General features: G+C 69.3%; 18 protein-coding genes. 7 read left to right on the top strand and 11 right to left on the bottom strand.

The window, feature by feature from the left end:
* Positions 1–39 precede the first annotated feature (39 nt).
* Entirely contained in the window at positions 40–741 is a 702-nt protein-coding gene (locus OU416_RS31105) for a PP2C family protein-serine/threonine phosphatase (RefSeq protein ID WP_270930620.1), read from the top strand.
* A 20-nt stretch (positions 742–761) separates the two neighbouring features.
* Here OU416_RS31105 and OU416_RS31100 read toward each other — a convergent pair whose 3' ends face one another.
* Positions 762–1,895, bottom strand: a complete 1,134-nt coding sequence (locus OU416_RS31100; RefSeq protein WP_270930619.1) for a toll/interleukin-1 receptor domain-containing protein — start codon at positions 1,893–1,895, stop codon at positions 762–764.
* A 192-nt stretch (positions 1,896–2,087) separates the two neighbouring features.
* Between OU416_RS31100 and OU416_RS31095 the strand changes: the two genes are divergently transcribed.
* The gene (locus tag OU416_RS31095; protein ID WP_270930618.1) at positions 2,088–3,365 is read left to right on the top strand and encodes an alginate O-acetyltransferase AlgX-related protein; all 1,278 of its coding nucleotides are present in this window, start codon (positions 2,088–2,090) and stop codon (positions 3,363–3,365) included.
* An 88-nt stretch (positions 3,366–3,453) separates the two neighbouring features.
* Here OU416_RS31095 and thpD read toward each other — a convergent pair whose 3' ends face one another.
* From thpD to OU416_RS31070, 5 genes are all read right to left on the bottom strand, one after another.
* On the bottom strand, positions 3,454–4,356 hold the full coding sequence (gene thpD, locus OU416_RS31090) for an ectoine hydroxylase (protein WP_270930617.1): 903 nt from the start codon (positions 4,354–4,356) through the stop codon (positions 3,454–3,456).
* Between the two features lie 197 nt (positions 4,357–4,553).
* Positions 4,554–4,964, bottom strand: coding sequence for an ectoine synthase (locus OU416_RS31085; protein WP_270930616.1), 411 nt, complete (start codon positions 4,962–4,964; stop codon positions 4,554–4,556).
* A gap of 142 nt (positions 4,965–5,106) precedes the next feature.
* Positions 5,107–6,354, bottom strand: coding sequence for a diaminobutyrate--2-oxoglutarate transaminase (gene ectB / locus OU416_RS31080; RefSeq protein WP_270930615.1), 1,248 nt, complete (start codon positions 6,352–6,354; stop codon positions 5,107–5,109).
* Between the two features lie 65 nt (positions 6,355–6,419).
* Positions 6,420–6,926, bottom strand: a complete 507-nt coding sequence (gene ectA / locus OU416_RS31075; RefSeq protein WP_270930614.1) for a diaminobutyrate acetyltransferase — start codon at positions 6,924–6,926, stop codon at positions 6,420–6,422.
* Between the two features lie 402 nt (positions 6,927–7,328).
* Positions 7,329–8,054 (bottom strand): S1 family peptidase, encoded by a 726-nt coding sequence (locus OU416_RS31070; RefSeq protein WP_372907190.1) that lies wholly within the window; start codon positions 8,052–8,054, stop codon positions 7,329–7,331.
* 264 nt (positions 8,055–8,318) lie between these two features.
* Here OU416_RS31070 and OU416_RS31065 point away from each other — a divergent pair, with 264 nt between their 5' ends.
* On the top strand, positions 8,319–9,476 hold the full coding sequence (locus OU416_RS31065) for an LPXTG cell wall anchor domain-containing protein (protein ID WP_270930613.1): 1,158 nt from the start codon (positions 8,319–8,321) through the stop codon (positions 9,474–9,476).
* Between the two features lie 111 nt (positions 9,477–9,587).
* Here the strand turns inward: OU416_RS31065 and OU416_RS31060 are convergent, their stop codons facing one another.
* The 4 genes from OU416_RS31060 to OU416_RS31045 all read right to left on the bottom strand — a co-directional run bounded on the left by OU416_RS31060 (position 9,588) and on the right by OU416_RS31045 (position 11,422).
* The gene (locus OU416_RS31060; RefSeq protein WP_270930612.1) at positions 9,588–10,064 is read right to left on the bottom strand and encodes a DUF2127 domain-containing protein; all 477 of its coding nucleotides are present in this window, start codon (positions 10,062–10,064) and stop codon (positions 9,588–9,590) included.
* 37 nt (positions 10,065–10,101) lie between these two features.
* Positions 10,102–10,671 (bottom strand): dihydrofolate reductase family protein, encoded by a 570-nt coding sequence (locus OU416_RS31055; RefSeq protein ID WP_270930611.1) that lies wholly within the window; start codon positions 10,669–10,671, stop codon positions 10,102–10,104.
* Positions 10,672–10,717: 46 nt separating this feature from the next.
* On the bottom strand, positions 10,718–10,849 hold the full coding sequence (locus OU416_RS31050; protein WP_270930610.1) for a hypothetical protein: 132 nt from the start codon (positions 10,847–10,849) through the stop codon (positions 10,718–10,720).
* 117 nt (positions 10,850–10,966) lie between these two features.
* Complete coding sequence (locus tag OU416_RS31045) at positions 10,967–11,422, bottom strand: GNAT family N-acetyltransferase (RefSeq protein ID WP_270930609.1); 456 nt, start codon at positions 11,420–11,422, stop codon at positions 10,967–10,969.
* 302 nt (positions 11,423–11,724) lie between these two features.
* On the opposite strand from OU416_RS31045, the gene OU416_RS31040 reads away from it, so the two are divergent.
* From OU416_RS31040 to OU416_RS31030, 3 genes are all read left to right on the top strand, one after another.
* Positions 11,725–12,795 (top strand): chitinase, encoded by a 1,071-nt coding sequence (locus tag OU416_RS31040; protein WP_270930608.1) that lies wholly within the window; start codon positions 11,725–11,727, stop codon positions 12,793–12,795.
* A 216-nt stretch (positions 12,796–13,011) separates the two neighbouring features.
* Entirely contained in the window at positions 13,012–13,317 is a 306-nt protein-coding gene (locus OU416_RS31035) for a hypothetical protein (RefSeq protein ID WP_270930607.1), read from the top strand.
* Positions 13,314–13,592: a type II toxin-antitoxin system RelE family toxin gene (locus tag OU416_RS31030; protein WP_270930606.1), complete on the top strand. Its 279-nt coding sequence runs from the start codon at positions 13,314–13,316 to the stop codon at positions 13,590–13,592. Before OU416_RS31035 ends, OU416_RS31030 begins: the two co-directional genes overlap by 4 nt.
* A 75-nt stretch (positions 13,593–13,667) precedes the next feature.
* Here the strand turns inward: OU416_RS31030 and OU416_RS31025 are convergent, their stop codons facing one another.
* Complete coding sequence (locus tag OU416_RS31025; protein WP_270930605.1) at positions 13,668–14,654, bottom strand: helix-turn-helix transcriptional regulator; 987 nt, start codon at positions 14,652–14,654, stop codon at positions 13,668–13,670.
* Positions 14,655–14,744: 90 nt separating this feature from the next.
* Here OU416_RS31025 and OU416_RS31020 point away from each other — a divergent pair, with 90 nt between their 5' ends.
* Positions 14,745–15,977 carry an FAD-dependent oxidoreductase gene (locus tag OU416_RS31020; protein WP_270930604.1) on the top strand — a complete coding sequence of 411 codons (1,233 nt, stop codon included), beginning with the start codon at positions 14,745–14,747 and terminating at the stop codon, positions 15,975–15,977.
* Positions 15,978–16,105 lie beyond the last annotated feature (128 nt).

The following is a 16,105-nucleotide window of genomic DNA, read 5'->3' as shown; positions in this document are numbered from 1 at the left end:
GAGCAGTTCGACCGGTCAACCCAACGGAGGGGATCCGAAGTGACCAGCACGCTTGTCGCCGGCGCAGCAACGCACCAGGGCGGACGCAGGAACAACCAGGACGCGGTGGTCGTCGGCGACGGGCTGTTCGGGCTCGCGGACGGGGTGGGCGGGCTGTCCAGCGGGGAGGTCGCCAGCAGGCTCGCGCTGGACGCGCTGAACGCGGACTTCGCCACCGACCGCAGCGCCGACGGGCTGCTGCACGCCTGCCAGCAGGCCAACCGGGCGGTGCTCAGACGCGCGGACCGCGAGGCGGTGACCATGGGCACCACGCTGGTCGCCGTGGCGCTGACGACGGACGCCGGGGTCGTGGCCGCGCACGTGGGCGACTCGCGGCTGTACCGGCTCCGCAACGGGCACCTCGAGCTGCTGACCCGCGATCACACCGTCATCGCGGAGCTGCTGCGCGCCGGAGCGGTCAGCGAGGACGCGGCCGACGAGCACCCGCACCGCAACGTGCTCACCCGGGCGATCGGCGTCGGCCCGGAGGTCGAGGTCGACCGCATCGAGCTGTCCTGCCGGCCGGAGGACCGGCTGCTGATCTGCTCGGACGGCCTGTTCAAGACGCTGTCCACCGAGGAGATCGAGGAGATCCTGGGCTCGGAACCGAACCCGCAGGACGCCGCGGAGCAGCTCGTCGCGGCCGCGGTGGAGCAGCTCTCCGACGACAACGTCAGCGCGGTCGTGGTCAACGTCGAGTAGCTCCGAGGTGCCGCGCGGGCTCAGCCGGCGTTCGGGCGCGGGGGCACTTGCAGGCCGTCCATCTGCTTGACCCAGTTCTGGATGACCTCGTCGCCGTCGACCATGAGGGTCAGGCCTTTGCGCAGCTCGCGGAAAGCGGGGCGCAGGTTGCGCGATTCCCGCTCGACGGGCTCGATCGTCGACACCAGTTGCTCCAACGCCTCCAGGCCCTCCGCCGAGCCGGACGCCATCTGCCGGACCAGCTCGACGAAGTCCTCGGCGCTGCTCGAGTTCTGCCTGAGCTCGCCGGGCATGCGCGCGAGGACCGCTTGCATGCCCAGGTCCATCGCGTGGAGTTGGGCGGCGAACTCGTTGCTCAGTCTCGCGATCCGTTCGGCCGGAGACTTCAGCCCCTGTGCGAACTGGTTGAAGATCGAGTTCCTGGCCACTGGCCCCTGCCCGCGGGCATCGCTGGCCTGGAGCTGCTCTCCCGCAGTGGTGGCGAGCTTCTCGATGCGGAGGATCTCCGCCGTGATCCGGCGAACCGTTTCCGTCCACGCGGGCATGACTTCCTCGGCCTCGGACACCGCGTCGGCGAATCCCGCTTCGTCGTCCGGCGCGGACGGGATCGCCTCCCGGACGCCCTCGGCGTCGCTGCTGTCGTCCACCGCTTCAGCGGCGGTCGCGGCCTCCGCGAGCCGCTGCGCCAGCTGTGCCACTGCTTTCCGGTATTCAGGAGAGGTGGTGGCCGCGAACCGGAGATCGGTCCAGTCGACCCGCTGGAAGGCGCTGGTGCGCGCGATCAGCTCATCGGTCGGCGGATCTTCGCGGAGTTCGGGGAAGTCGGTGTAGAGGATGGGCAGGACCAGCTCGGTGAGCCCGAGCGCTCGGGCCTTCTTGATGAAGAAGTCCAGTTCGCGGCGGCACTCCTGGCTCCGGAAGTAGCGCCGCGTGAGCACCGGGATGAAGAAGGCCACGTCGGACAGGGTGTCGTCGATCTTGGAACGCCAGTCCTCGCCCCAGGAGATCTCGTCGCGGTCCAGGAACAGGTCGATCTGCTCACCGGTGATCATCTCGTACTGAGCCACGACGTCCCGGGCGAGCTGCGCGATCCTCCCGGATTCCGCGGCGTCGTCCGCGTGGACGTAGGACAAGAACCCCTTGGCGCTCGACATGTGCTCGCTTCCCCGGTCGATCCTGCGCAGCTGGCTGAATCGTCTCAGCGGTGCTCGGGGCGCTGCGGACTCGGATCTGCGCTTCACCCGAATAGATCAGCTGGGCTCGGTGCTTGTCGTGGCGCGACGGCGCTGCTCGTGGATCTGCGAGTTTTCGATCGGTCGCGGTGAGTGGCCGGTTAACGTTGGGGTGTGTCGCGGCAGAAGAAGCTCCCCCCGGTCCACGAGGCGTGGTTGCCGCGGGAGCACCCGCTGCACCGGCCGCGGCACGGCAGGCGGCAGCTCGCGGCGCTGGTGTGCGCCGTCCTGTTCTTCACCGCGCCGCTGGTGAGCTGGGTCTTCGGGGCTCGTCCCGCGCAGCTGGAGAACCGGCCGCTGGCCGCGTTCCCGAGCGTCACCGACGGCTGGGGCTTCTTCACCGGGATGAACGCCTGGGCCACCGATCACCTGCCGTTCCGGCGCCAGGCCGTGCAGTCGGTCGACGCGCTCAGCCGCGGCGTCTTCGGCGAACCCGCTCGGCTGGACGGCGGTTCGCACACCTCGCCGGTGGGTGCCGGGCAGGTCGACGAGAAGCCGCAGATCGACGAGAACGTGTTCCCCGCGGTCATCGAGGGCAAGGGCGGCTGGCTCTACCTGGGGCACGACGTGTCCTACCGCTGCGTGCCGAAGCGCTCGCTGGACGAGGTGATCGCCGGGCTGCGCCGCTGGCGCCAGGTCGTCGAGGCCTCCGGGCGGAAGTTCCAGCTGGTAGTGGCACCGGACAAGTCCACTGTGTACCCGGAGAACCTGCCCGACGCCTTTGCGGGCGAGGACTGCTCGGCGAAGGCCCGCGAGGAGTTCTGGAAGCGGGTTCCGCGCGAGACCGGCGCGCTGGACATGCGCGGTCAGCTGCGCGAGGTGGCCGCGCGCAACCAGCGGCCGATCTACCACGACATCGACACGCACTGGACGCACGAGGGCGGCATCACCATGGCCTACCAGCTCGCCGAACGCCTGGAGCCGGGCGCGACGCGCGACTGGAAGGTCCGGCCGTCGCGGCAGTACCCGCACAGCGCGGACATCCCGGACCTGCTGGGCCAGGACCGCACCGTGCCGATCCAGGCGTACTCGCTGGCACCGGACGGCAGCGACGTGGACAACACCCAGTTCAAGCCGAGCGACTTCCACGAGCCGCTGCACCTGGAATCGCCGCCGAAGCCGGGCATGGTGACCCGGCCGATGCGGATGGTGGGCGACTCGTTCACCCAGTTCGCCAGCCCGTACCTGGCGGCGACGTTCACCGATCTGACGATCGTGCACCCGGACCAGGTCGCGGTGGACCCGGAAGCGGCGGGCCGGCTCCTCGCCGAAGGCGAGATCGTGACCTTCGAGCTCTCCGAGCGCTTCGTGGCAGGCGGCCGCTACCCGATGCTCGACGCAGCGGTCGCCGACAGGGCGGGCGCGGTCCTGGCGGCCCACCCCATCCGCTGAGCCGTGGCCGTGAGCGTTTCGGGGCGCCATAGCACCCCAAAACGCTCACGGAACCATCACCAACTCAGCAAAACCCCCACGGCACCCATCACCGACTAAGCGGCGTGCGGTCCTGCGCCGCGATGAAGCGCGGGCGTGGGATCTGCGCTGCGAAGGGGTGCTCCAGGGCGTTCTCCACGCTGTTGAACACGATGAAGATGTTCGAGCGGGGGAACGGCGTGATGTTGTTGCCCGAGGCGTGCATGCAGTTCGAGTCGAACCACAGGGCCGAGCCCGCCGGGCCGGTGAACTGCTCGATGCCGTGCTCGTAGGCCAGCCGCGTGATGTCGTCCTCGCTGGGCACCCCGACCCGCTGCTCCTTGAGCGAGGACTTGTAGTTGTCCGCGGGCGTCTCGCCCGCGCAGGGCACGAACGTCCGGTGCGAGCCCGGCATGATCATCAGGCCGCCGTTGAACGGGTAGTTGTCCGTGAGGGCGATCGAGATGCTGACCGCGCGCATCGCGGGCATGCCGTCCTCGGCGTGCCAGGTCTCGAAGTCGGAGTGCCAGTAGAAACCGGTGCCCCGGTAGCCGGGCATGTAGTTGATCCGGCTCTGGTGCACGTACACGTCCGAGCCGAGGATCTGCCGGGCCCGGTCCAGCACCCGCGGGTCGCGGGCCAGTTCCGCGATCAGCTCGCTGGTGCGGTGCACCTCGAAGATCGAGCGGACCTCGTCCGACGACCGCTCGACGATGGTGCGCTCGTCCGCGCGCACCGCCGGGTCGCTGGTGAGCCGTTCCAGCTCCTGCCAGTACGTCTGCACCTCAGCCGGGGACAGCAGGCCCTCCACGACGTGGAAGCCCTTGACCTCGTGCGAGCGGAGCTCCGCCGCGCTGGCCGGGCCGGCGTCCACGCCGGGCCACACGGTGGGGTCGTCCCGGTCGATCGGGGACGGTTCGGCGCCCACCCGGGTCGGGTAGCGGTCCTGGGTGCTGAGTTCAGCGACGGTCATGGGTTGCGCCTCCTTCGCGAATTCCCGCCGGAGCGGTCGGTGCCGTCGGCACCGCCGCCATTTCTCGGTTCCTCGGTTAGAAGCGGCGCGCACTCGGCGCGCCCGCAATCCCCCCGAGCCGGGGGGAGACCAGTTGTGCGCGTGGCGGGTAACCAGCCTGGGTTACCCGCCACGGGCGGTGGACAAGCGCGGTGGGCTCAGTTGGCCGCCGCGGCCTCGTCCTCTTCGACGATCAGCGGGTACACGCCGTTCTCGTCGTGCACCTCGCGGCCGGTCACCGGCGGGTTGAACACGCAGACCGTCTTCATCTCGGTGCGCGGCCGGACCTGGTGCTTGTCGGCGTTGTCGAGCACGTAGATCGAACCCGGCTTGAGCTGGTGCACCTCGCCGGTCGCCTTGTTCTCGACCTCGCCCTCACCGGAGGTGATGAACACGGCCTCGATGTGGTTGGCGTACCAGAAGTCGTTCACCGTGCCCGCGTAGAGCGTGGTCTCGTGCACCGAGAAGCCGAGCTTGTCCTTGGCCAGGATGATCCGCTTGCTGCGCCAGTTCTCCGACTTGATGTCGGCGTCGGTGTCCTCGATTTCCGACAGGTGCCGGACGATCACGTTTCCTCCAAGGATGTTTCTCAGTACCAGTTCGCGCGCGGTCGCTGCCGCGCACCGCCGCAGATTCTCATCAGGCGCACGCGCGGGAACAGTCCCGGCACGCGGATTCGATCGTCCGGGTGCCGGGATTCCCGCGCGCCCGTCAGGCCAGCACTTCGCGGACCGACTCGCGGATGATCTGCAGGCCCTTCTCCAGCTCGTCGTCCGAGACGGTCAGCGGCGGCATGATCTTCAGCACCTCGCTGGACGGACCGGAGGTCTCCACCAGCAGCTTGCGGTCGAAGGCCGCCTTGGAGACCTTGCCCGCCACGTTGAGGTCGTCGAAGCCGATGCCGCGGGCCAGGCCGCGGCCCTTCGAGATGGCCCCGCCGTGCTCGGCGGCGATCTCCTCCAGCACCGCGCCGACCCGCTCGCCCTTGGCGATGGTCGCCTTCTGCAGCGAGTCGTCCTTCCAGTACTGCTCGATGGCCTCGGTCGCGGTGATGAACGCCGGGTTGTTGCCGCGGAAGGTGCCGTTGTGCTCGCCCGGCTCCCACACGTCGTGCTCCGGCTTGATCAGCGTCAGCGCCATCGGCAGGCCGTAGCCGCCGATGGACTTCGACAGGCAGACGATGTCGGGCTGGATGCCGGCCTCTTCGAAGCTGAAGAACGGGCCGGTGCGGCCGCAGCCCATCTGCACGTCGTCGACGATCATCAGCATGCCGTGCTTCTGGCACAGGTCGTAGAGCCCGCGCAGCCACTCCGGCCGCGACGAGTTGATGCCGCCCTCGCCCTGCAGCGTCTCGACGATCACCGCGGCCGGCTCGTTGAGGCCGCTGCCGCTGTCCTCGAGCATCTTCTCGAAGTACAGGAAGTCGGGGACCTGGCCGTCGAAGTAGTCGTCGTAGGGCATCGGCGTGGCGTGCACCAGCGGGATGCCCGCGCCGCCGCGCTTCATCGAGTTGCCGGTCACCGACAGCGAACCCAGCGTCATGCCGTGGAAAGCGTTGGTGAAGCTGATGATCGACTCGCGGCCGGTGATCTTGCGGACCAGCTTCAGCGCCGACTCCACCGAGTTGGTGCCGGTCGGGCCGGGGAACTGGACCTTGTAGTTCAGCCCGCGCGGTTCGAGCACGTTCTGCTGGAAGCTCCGCAGGAACTCGCCCTTGGCGACGGTGGACTGGTCGAGGGCGTGGGTGACGCCGTCCCGCTCCAGGTATTCGAGGAGCTTGCGTTTCAGCGCCGGGTTGTTGTGCCCGTAGTTGAGCGCTCCCGCACCGGCGAAGAAGTCCAGGTAGGCGGTGCCGTCCTGGTCGTACAGGTAGCTGCCGGAGGCGCGGTCGAACACCGTCGGCCAGGTGCGGCAGTAGCTGCGGACTTCGGATTCCAGGGTTGCGAAGATGTCGTTCACGATCCTCCGTTCGTGCCGGGCGGCGCACTGCGGGCGCGCCTCGGCAGCAGGCAAGATTTCGTGCGTCAGCGGCCGGTTGCGGCTGCGACAGCGGGGGCCGCGGCGAACGGCCCGATGCGGTACAGGTCTTCTCCCAGGTGCGCGTCCGGGAACAGGTCGGCGGTGAACAGCTCGCTGCGCTGCAGTTCCGCCGAGCGGCTGCGCGCCAGCGCGGTGAACAGCTTGATCGAAGCGGCGTTGTCCGGGGTGATCGTCGTCTCCAGGTACCGGATCCCGCGCGGTTGCACGCGGTCCACCAGGTGCCCGAGGAGACGGCTGGCCACGCCACCACCGCGCTGGGAGGCATCGACGGCGATCTGCCACACCACCAGGGTGTCGGGGGCGTCGGGCCGGATGTACCCGGTCACGAAGCCCACCACCGCTCCGTCGATGCGCGCCACCGCTGAGGTCTGCGCGAAGTCCCGGCACCACAACAGATAGGCGTAGGACGAGTTCACGTCGAGCACCGCCGAATCGCAGGTGATCCGGTAGAGCTCGGGGCCGTCCGCGACGACCGGAGCGTCGATCTCCAACCGCCCGGCTGAACCGCTTCCGCCAATTCGTTCGTCGTTGTTATGGCTCGGTTTGTCGCCGGTCATGCTTCGCCAACTTAACAGAACATCCGTAACGCGTCAGGTTCGCGGAGCGATAGTCACTCGTCTACCAGGCGAGACGCGATTTTACACGTGAGAAGCACTACAGAAACGTTGATTTGTGATCTGACGCGGTGCTACCCGCGCGCCGCGCGTATTATTGATCAATTCTTTCGTATACCTTCTGACCTGCGGAAACGCCGAATTCCCGCGCTGTTCGCGCGGGTGTGTCGGGGATGATTTCCGTTAGCCGAAAAAACTGCTCGCAGAGATGAAATCCAAACGCGAACGGTCCGCTCGGGTGCCGGCACGCACCCGAGCGGACCGCCGACCGCGTGGGATCTACACGCCCGCCACGGACTGGATCCAGTCGCGGTATTGGGTGATGTTGGTGTAGGCCGTGGTGGTCTGCCGGTCGCTGGTGGAGGCCACGCCGACCTGCACGTTCCCGGAGAACATCGGGCCGCCGGAGTCACCGCCGGCCGGGATGCCGTCGCCGCGGCTCGCGCACACCGCGGTGCCGCCGCGGTAGTCGCTGCACGCGATGTCGGTCACGCGCACGTCGGCGACCTTGAGGCGCTGCGACTGGCACTGGATCTCGGGAAGGTTGGTGCAGGTCGCGCCCCAGCCGTAGGTCTGCACGGTCTGGCCGACCTGGACGTCGCCGACCGTGCCCAGCGGCGCGTACTCGGCCTGCACCGCGTGGTCGATGTTGACCAGGGCGAGGTCGGCGCTGGGGTGGGTCGTGACGCCGCCGGGCTTGGCGTTGGCCTTCTCGCCCTGCGTCTGGTCGAGGTTGCCGATGTTGAAGCTCAGCTGCCCGCCGCCTGCGACGCAGTGCTGCGCGGTGAGGATCCACTCCGGCGCGATGATGGTGGCCGAGCAGTTCTCGCGGCCGTCGGCGAACAGGCGGGCGGCCCACGGCGCGTTCTCCGCGTACCGGCCGTCGATGATGTAGGGCTGGACGTCCGAGGACGGGGGTTGCTCGGCGGCCTGGGCCGGGGCGACGAACGCCGCGGCGGCCAGGACGGCCCCGACGACGCCGGCGAGGTTTCGGGCGAGGGACACGCTGATCTCCTTCGGTTCGCGAGGAACGCAGCTGGTTCGAACCGAAATGCACTCTTCACTCGATCGAGTGAAGATGTCCATTTGTTGGACACAACTCGCCAAATTAACGGCGAACCCCCAGAAATTGATCAAGGTGTTGACCCGGTAAAACTCGGGGAATTACCGGATTTCCCGCGCTGCTGGTGATCGGGAGGCGGCGGGGCCTGCGGACACGCCGAGATCGATGCGCCTGCGCAGTCCACAGAGGACTCCTAGGCTCCGCGTGTGATCAGAGCGACCCATTCGATCCTCGCCGCGGTAGCCGCGGTGGCCGTGGCCGCCGCGGGGCCGACCGCGGCCGCCCAGCAGACCGTCGCCGAGAGCTCGCTGCTGCAGCTGGACGTCACCGCCGTTCCGCAGGCCGGCGTCGGCGGCTTCAGCGGCGAGCTCGGTGCGGTTTCCGCCGGTCCGGGCAACGAGCTCGCCTCGTGGGACCAGAGCGACCCCGAAGGCGTGCGCAGCCACGTCAACGGCTGGCACGGCGGCCCGACGCCGCCCGGCACCTCGACCGCGCAGGTCACCGACAGCGCGGGATCGCGCGAGGCCAGCGCGGCCTGGAGCGGGTTCGGCATCTCCGCGACCGAGGGCGGCCCGAACCTGCTCAGCTTCGGCGCGCTGCACACCTGGGCGCGCTGCACGCAGGCGCCGCTGGCCAGCAGCGAGGAGGCGTACGCGGCGACCGACTCGAACTCGGTCTACCTGTTCGACGACACGACCCGCCCGCTGCCCGCCGGGAGCTCCACCGCGGAGACCACCGGCGCGCAGCTGGGGCTGTCCGGGATCGGCGAGGTGACGCTGACGATCGACGTGGCCCGGATCCAGGAGACCTACGCCCACGGCGCGCACGCGGCGATCCGGGTCCAGGTGCACGCGGTCATGCGCGACACCTCGGGCGAGACCGTCTTCGACGGCGGGCTGATGGACGTGACGGCCGGTGAGGTCCGCGTCGAGTGCGGGGACGACCAGTCGACGTCGGAGCCGCCGACGTCCACCACCGAGACCACGGAACCGCCCACGTCGTCGGAGACCTCGGAGCCGCCCACCTCGACTTCGGAGCCGTCGACGAGCGAATCCCCGACGTCGACGAGCTCGCCCTGCCCGCCGCCCCCGGACTGCGACCAGCAGCCGTGCCCGGAACCGCCTCCGACCTGCACCGAACCGCCGGACTGCGCGGAGAATCCCGGATCGCCGGGCTGCGGTGGTGACGGCGGTGGCGGTGACGGCGGTGGACCTGACGGCGAACAGCCCGTTGACGGCTCTTCGCCGGGCATCGACCACCTGGCCCAGACCGGTGTGCCGACCGGTGCGCTGAGCATCGCCGGTGCCGCGCTGCTGGCCGCCGGTGCGCTGCTCCTCGTGGTGCTGCGCAGGAAGAAGGTCTGACGGCCGGAACTCGCTCCACCCGTCGCCCGACACGCTCCGGTGTGTCGGGCGACGGCTTTCACCGGAGGTCCCGGATCTCCGGTGAAACTGGCATATTTCGCGGTCCAGCGGTCACGCTCGTCGTCTGCGCAGTTCCAGGTACTCCTTGACGACCAGGACGATGATCGCCACGTCGAGCGCGGCGAGCAGCGGCAGCACGATCGAGCGGGTCTGCGCGGCCCGGAGGACCTCGAAGACGACGAACAGGCCCAGCGCCGCGACCGCCACCGGGTACATCGGCAGGATCTGGCGGATCAGCGCGATCACCAGCACCAGCTTGATCGCGCCGTGCAGGAGCAGGTACGCGATCACGAAAGTGCGGTTGCCGTCGGCGAAGTGCCGCACCGCCTCCTCGAAGTGCCCGGCCAGCGGCCCTTCCGGCGGCCCGACCAGGTCGCGGGTGACGACCGCGTGCGCGAGCCGGGTGATGGTCCCGGGTGGCAGGAGGACGAGCACGATCCCGCCGATCAGCTGCACCGCGCCGTCCAGGCCCTTCAGCAGGACGGCGAGCAGGAAGAGCTTGTCGGTCAACGTCTTCCGCTCGCGCACCGCCCCATCATGCGCGCGCTGATCGGGAGCGGCGAGCTCACCTGCGCGCGTAGGTGTGGATCGCCGCGCCGCCGCTGAGGACGTGGGAATCGGTGAGGGTGAGGTGCGTCGGGGCCACCTCGCCGTCGAACACGCCGATGCCGGTGCCGAGGACGAACGGGTAGATCTTCAGCACCAGCTCGTCGATCTCCGGCAGCAGCGCGGCGGCGAGCTTGCCGCCGCCGGCCAGCCAGATCCCGCCGCCCGGCCGGTTCTTGAGCTCCTTCACCGCGGCGAGCGGGTCGCCTGCGATGACGTTGATCGCCGGGTCCGGGCTGGTGCGGCCGGACGAGACCACGTGCTGCTCCAGGTGGGCGTAAGGGCTGGTGACGCCCTGCTCCACGCCCGGGTCGTAGGTGCCGCGGCCCATCACGACCGCGTCGAAGCGGTCGCCCAGGTCGGTGACGCCCATGACCTCGTGCAGGTGCGTCGGCAGCGTCTGCGGGTACTCCGCGACGACGTGTTCCACCAGCCCGTCCGGCAGCGGGAAGAACGCGTCGAGCGAGCCGTCGGTGGCGGCGATGTAGCCGTCGACGCTGCATCCGATGAAGTAGGTCAGCTTTCGCATCGAGTTCTCCTGTGCGCGGGCGGGCTGGGCTGGTGCGAGGAGTCTGTCAGCGGTGACCTCCGGGCTTGGGCAGCGGCCGCCGGATCGGGAACGAGCGGGGAGCCTGCGGGCGCGGGTTGTGCCGCTTGCCGCCGCGCGGCGCCGGGAAGCCGGACTGGGCGTTGAAGGGGTTTCGCATGTGACAACCACTCCGTTCGAAGTACTGCGTTTGAAGTACTTCGAACGTAGTACTCCATCCGTAGTGGTGTCAACCGTGGTGTCGAGAAGGCGTGCTGACCTGGTCTTCCGCGCGGGTTCAGAGCCGCTTGGTCAGGAAGACGCTGTTGGGGTCCGGGCGGTAGTCGGCGAAGGGCTCGCACCGGGTGAAGCCGTGCTTGGCGTAGAGGCGGCGGGCGGGCTCGAAGAAGTCGAACGACCCGGTCTCCAGGCTCAGCCGGGAGAAGCCGCGCTGCTGCGCGGTGGCGGTGATGTGCTCCAGCAGCCGGGACGCCAGGCCGCGGTTCTGGTGCGTCGGAGCGACTCGCATCGACTTGAGCTCCGCGTGCTCGTCGTCCAGCTCCTTGAGCGCTCCGCAGGCGACCACGGCGTCGCCGTCGCGCATCGACCAGAAGGTGATCTCGGGGCGGCGCAGCGCGTCGAGGTCGAGCGCGTGGGTGCTCTCCGGCGGGGAGATCGCTCGCAGCTCGGCGACGTGGGCGGTGAGGAATTCGGCGATCTCCGGCCCGGTCAGGTCGTCGACGATGATCTGCACGCGTTGCTCCGTTCGGCTCAGTCCCGCCTGATCGTCCGGGATCCCGGTTTCGGCGGAGAAACGGCGGTGTGACGGTCGCGTTTCCGCTGGTCGGGCTCCGTGAGTGTTTTGGGTTGCTATGGCACCCCAAAACGCTCACGGCAGTCCACCTGCGAAAACCAGCCCAAAATTGGTAAATACCACCGAGCCGGAAGTCTTGTTTTCGATCTGCCCGCTTGGCATAAAGGTTTCGATTGAATTCGTCGTATTTATTCGATTCAGGACCAATTTCCGAACTGGTCCGGTCGAGAGGGGAGCGGTACATGGCCGGTCGGATGAAACGCCTGCTCGGAGCCGGTCTGGCGGTGGCCTTCACCGCCGTTCTTCCGGTGTTCCCGGCCGCGGCGGACACCTCGGCTCCCGCGCCGGAAGCGGCGGCCAGCTGTCCGGTGAAGTCGAAGCCGGAGGGCAAGGTGCTGCACGGCTACTGGGAAAACTGGGACGGTGCGGCCAACGGCGTGCACCCGCCGTTCGGCTGGACGCCGATCACCAACCCGGAGATCCGCCAGCACGGCTACAACGTGATCAACGCGGCCTTCCCGGTCATCCGCTCCGACGGCACGGTGCTGTGGGAGGACGGCATGGACAGCACCGTCAAGGTGGCCACGCCGGAGGAGATGTGCCAGGCGAAGGCGGACGGCCTCACCATCCTGATGTCGATCGGCGGCGCGACCGCGGGCATCGACCTGTCCTCCAGCGCGGTCGCCGACCGGTTCGTCGAAACCGTGGTGCCGATCCTCAAGAAGTACAACTTCGACGGCATCGACATCGACATCGAGACCGGCCTGAGCAGCAGCGGGAACATCAACGAGCTGTCGCCGTCGCAGGCCAACCTGATCCGCATCATCGACGGCGTGCTGGCCCAGATGCCGGCCAACTTCGGCCTCACGATGGCCCCGGAGACCGCCTACGTGACCGGCGGCAGCGTGACCTACGGCTCGATCTGGGGCGCCTACCTGCCGATCGTGAAGAAGTACGCGGACAACGGCCGCCTCTGGTGGCTGAACATGCAGTACTACAACGGCAGCATGTACGGCTGCTCCGGCGACTCGTACCAGGCGGGCACCGTCGAGGGCTTCGTCAAGCAGACGGACTGCCTGAACAGCGGCCTGGTCGTGCAGGGCACGACGATCAAGGTGCCCTACGACAAGCAGGTCCCGGGCCTGCCCGCCCAGCCGGGCGCGGGCGGCGGCTACATGTCCCCGGACCTGGTGGCCCAGGCCTGGAACAACTACAACGGCGGCCTGAAGGGCCTGATGACCTGGTCCCTCAACTGGGACGGCTCGAAGAACTGGACCTTCGGCAACAACGTCAAGTCCCTCCAAGGTCGCTGACCGGCGAAAACCGTTGCCCCGCCCGGGATTCCCCGGCGGGGCACTCCGCCGCGCCCGTCATCCCACGGGGAACGCACTTTCGAGGGATTCGTGCGCAGGATCAGTGCTGGAACTCGCCGCCGTCGGTAGACAGGTCGAGTCGGCCTGCTTCCAGTCGTCGGAACTGGTCGGATTCTCGGGAGATGCAGCAGAATACGAACTATGAGGGAGCAGCCAGTGAGCGTGTGCGCCGATGCAGTGGACGAGGCGCTGTCGTCGGTGGGCGAGGCCTTGTCGTCGTGGACGGATGCTGTTCGCAGAGCCGAGCACGGTGAGACGGTGCCGGTCGTCGCGCACGGCGAACACGTCGCGGACGTGGTGCCGTCCGGCGAAATCGACCGGCTGCGCGAGACGATCGAAGTGCTTTCCGACTCCGACCTCATCCGGGACCTGCGCGAAGGACTTGCCGATGTGACCGCTGGGCGCACCGTGTCCGCCGACCAGATGGCAGCTGATCTGCAAGCGAGGCAGGACAACGAGTGAGTTGGCGCGGTAGCTACGCGGTCGTCTACACCGCTGCTGCGCGTCGCCAGATGAACCGCTTGCCGTTGGCTGCTGCCATGGCCATGCACGACCACCTGACCGGCCCGGTCGCCGACAATCCCCACCGTCTTGGAAAGCGCTTGGACGTGCCGTTCGACGGACTGTGCAGCACGCGCCGTGGTGAGTACCGAGCTCTTTACTCGATCGATGATGGTCGGATCACGGTCACCGTCGTGACTGTCGCTCACCGCCGGAACGCCTACCGGTCGTCCTGAATCCGCTGGTCCGGGGCACTGTCGGTTCGTTCATCGCGCTGTGCCCAGTGATCGGTCGTTGATCGAAGTCGTGAGTCATCCCCCGGGGATCGACGCGTAGCGGTGGGCGAGCTTTCGGCATGCTTCGACGAGTTCTGGTGGGTGCAGGTCCGTCAGGTGGGCGTCGAACGTCGCGAGGATTCCGGCGATTCCCGCCCAGGACCAGGCTCCGAGGGTGAGGCGGCAGTGCTCGGCGTCGAGGTGTTCGACGACGGATCCTCCGGGGGCCCAGCGGGCCACGACGTGGGCGGGCAGGCGGAGCCGCGCGCTGCCGGTGCAGGGCCAGGCCGCGAGGACGTCGCCGCGGTCGTGGCTGCTCATGACGAAGTGGGCGAGGTCGCCGCCGGGCACTTCGCGGTGGTCGAAGCGCGTGGTCGTGTGGCGGGGGTGCAGCCGGTCCACGCGGTGCACCCGCCACTGCCGGTCGTCGACGTCGTGGGCGACGACGTACCAGCGGGCGGCCCAGACGACCAGGTGGTGCGGCTCGAAACGGGCAGCGGTGAAGTCGTCGTCCTCGGGGGCGGGTCGCGTTCCATCGGGGCGCAGGAGTTCGGCGACCAGGACGCGGCGGTGCCGCACAGCGCTGCCGACGGCGCTCAGCGCGGCAGGATCGATCGGTGGTGCGGGGAACTCCCAGTAGTTCTGCAGCTGGGTCAGGCGCAGGGATTCCATTGCGGTGCGCAGTGTTTCGGGCATGGCCTGCTGCACGGTGGCCAGGGCTCGGGCGGTGTCGTCCTGCAGGCCGAACACCGTGCTGGGCGCGGTTTGCAGCGCCACGGCGATCGCCAGCGCCTGGTCGTGGTCGAACAGCAGCGGCAAGGTGCGCCCGGTGCCGAGCCGGTAGCCGCCGTCCGGGCCGCGGACGGTCGTGATCGGGTAGCCGAGCTCCCGCAGGGTGCCCAGGTCGCGGCGGACCGTGCGCTCGCTGACCTCGAGCCGGGCCGCGAGGGCGCGGAGCGACCACTGGCGGCGCGATCCCAGCAGGGACAACAGCCGCAGCGCTCGGTGCGAGGTGCTCGCCATCGGCCCATCCTGGCACCGGTACTGGCCGTTCGGCGTCCACTACCGGTGTCACCGTCGGGGACGAAGTGATCGCTCGGCAGTGGAGGTCGGATGAGCATGCGCGTCGCCGTGGTCGGGGGCGGGATCGGTGGGCTCGCGCTGGGCGCCGGGCTGCGCCGCAGCGGGTACGAGGTGGCGGTGTTCGACCGCGACACCGATGTCGCCGCGACCGGCGGCTACCACATCACGCTCGACCAGCGGGCGCAGTCGGCGCTGGAACGGCTGGTGGCGCCGGAGATCGTGCGGCGGCTGCTGGCGTCGGGGTCGGCGCTGCGGATGCGGGACCGGGACGCGTTCTGGGACCGCCGCGGCCGCTTGCTCGGGCACGGCCCGGACCTGACGGGCAGCGCGAGCATCGACGTCGACCGGATCACGCTGCGCACGCTGCTGGCCGAAGCCGTCGGCGAGGACTTGCACCTCGGGCGGGAGGTGTCGGGCGTCGATCAGCGGGGGACGCCGCGAGTGACGTTCACCGACGGCACGTCGGTCACCGCGGACCTGGTGGTCGGAGCCGACGGCACCCACTCGGTCGTCGCCCGCCACCTGGCGGCGGGCCCGACCAGCCGCCCGGCGGGCATCATCGGATTCTCCGGGCGAACCCGGCGCACCGACCTCAGCCCTGCTGAGCAGCAGCGCCTCGGCCTCCGCTCGTCGATGGCGATCGGCCCGCGCGGTGCCGCGCTCTACATCGGATACCTGGACCCGGTCGGCAACGCCGCCCTCGACGCCCCTGAGCTGCGGATGTCGGTCACCACCGGCCCCACCTACATCTGGGGCGCGATGTTCCCCGAATCCGCCCGGACGGACGCCCTGCGCGATCTGAGCGGCGCCCGGTCGCAGGGCGCGCTCCTCGACCGCTTCCGCGACCAGGGATGGGCCGAGCACGTGCTGGAGGTCATCGCCCGGGCCGACCCGTCCAGCGTGGCGGCCTTCCGTTTCAACGCCGCCTCGACCCGAGCCGCCGACCTCGTGCCGTGGAACGCCAGCCGCATCACGGCCCTCGGCGACGCCGTCCACGCCACCCCGCCGACCGCGGGCATGGGCGCCGGCGCTGCCATCCGCGACGCCGCCGACCTCCTCCACCACCTCGACGCGACGACCGAAGCGACGCTCATCGAAGCGATCACCCGGTACGAAGCGAGAATGCGCGAGCGCGGAGCCGAAATCCTCACCACGGCGATGAAAACGGTCCGCCTGATCCTGGCCACGGACACCACCCTCGGGGCAGCAGCCACCACGGTCGCCACCCCGCTCCTCGCCGCGGCCGCCCGCCTCCGGCGCTAGGACCGTGGCGGTTTCGCGCGAAATCGCCGCTCGCCAGGCGTGGAAGATGCCGATTTCGCGCGAAATCGCACGCGATCACGACGCCGGTCGGGAGACGAGGACGGCTGACCGACCCCTCGGGCCCGGCG

The sequence above is a fragment of the Saccharopolyspora indica genome, assembly GCF_027853965.1.
In the GTDB taxonomy this organism is placed as follows: Bacteria; Actinomycetota; Actinomycetes; order Mycobacteriales; family Pseudonocardiaceae; genus Saccharopolyspora; species Saccharopolyspora indica.
The sequence above is the reverse complement of the archived record's forward strand: the minus strand, read 5'-3'. Positions and strand labels throughout refer to the sequence as shown.

What these genes read in the sequence shown, in the direction of transcription:
- OU416_RS31100 (WP_270930619.1), bottom strand. Translation starts at nt 1,895, where the DNA reads ATGTCGAGCGCCAAGGGGTTCTTGTCCTACGTCCACGCGGACGACGCC.
- thpD (WP_270930617.1), bottom strand. Translation starts at nt 4,356, where the DNA reads ATGACCGTCGCTGAACTCAGCACCCAGGACCGCTACCCGACCCGGGTG.
- OU416_RS31055 (WP_270930611.1), bottom strand. Translation starts at nt 10,671, where the DNA reads ATGCGAAAGCTGACCTACTTCATCGGATGCAGCGTCGACGGCTACATC.
- OU416_RS31050 (WP_270930610.1), bottom strand. Translation starts at nt 10,849, where the DNA reads ATGCGAAACCCCTTCAACGCCCAGTCCGGCTTCCCGGCGCCGCGCGGC.
- OU416_RS31040 (WP_270930608.1), top strand. Translation starts at nt 11,725, where the DNA reads ATGGCCGGTCGGATGAAACGCCTGCTCGGAGCCGGTCTGGCGGTGGCC.
- OU416_RS31025 (WP_270930605.1), bottom strand. Translation starts at nt 14,654, where the DNA reads ATGGCGAGCACCTCGCACCGAGCGCTGCGGCTGTTGTCCCTGCTGGGA.
- OU416_RS31020 (WP_270930604.1), top strand. Translation starts at nt 14,745, where the DNA reads ATGAGCATGCGCGTCGCCGTGGTCGGGGGCGGGATCGGTGGGCTCGCG.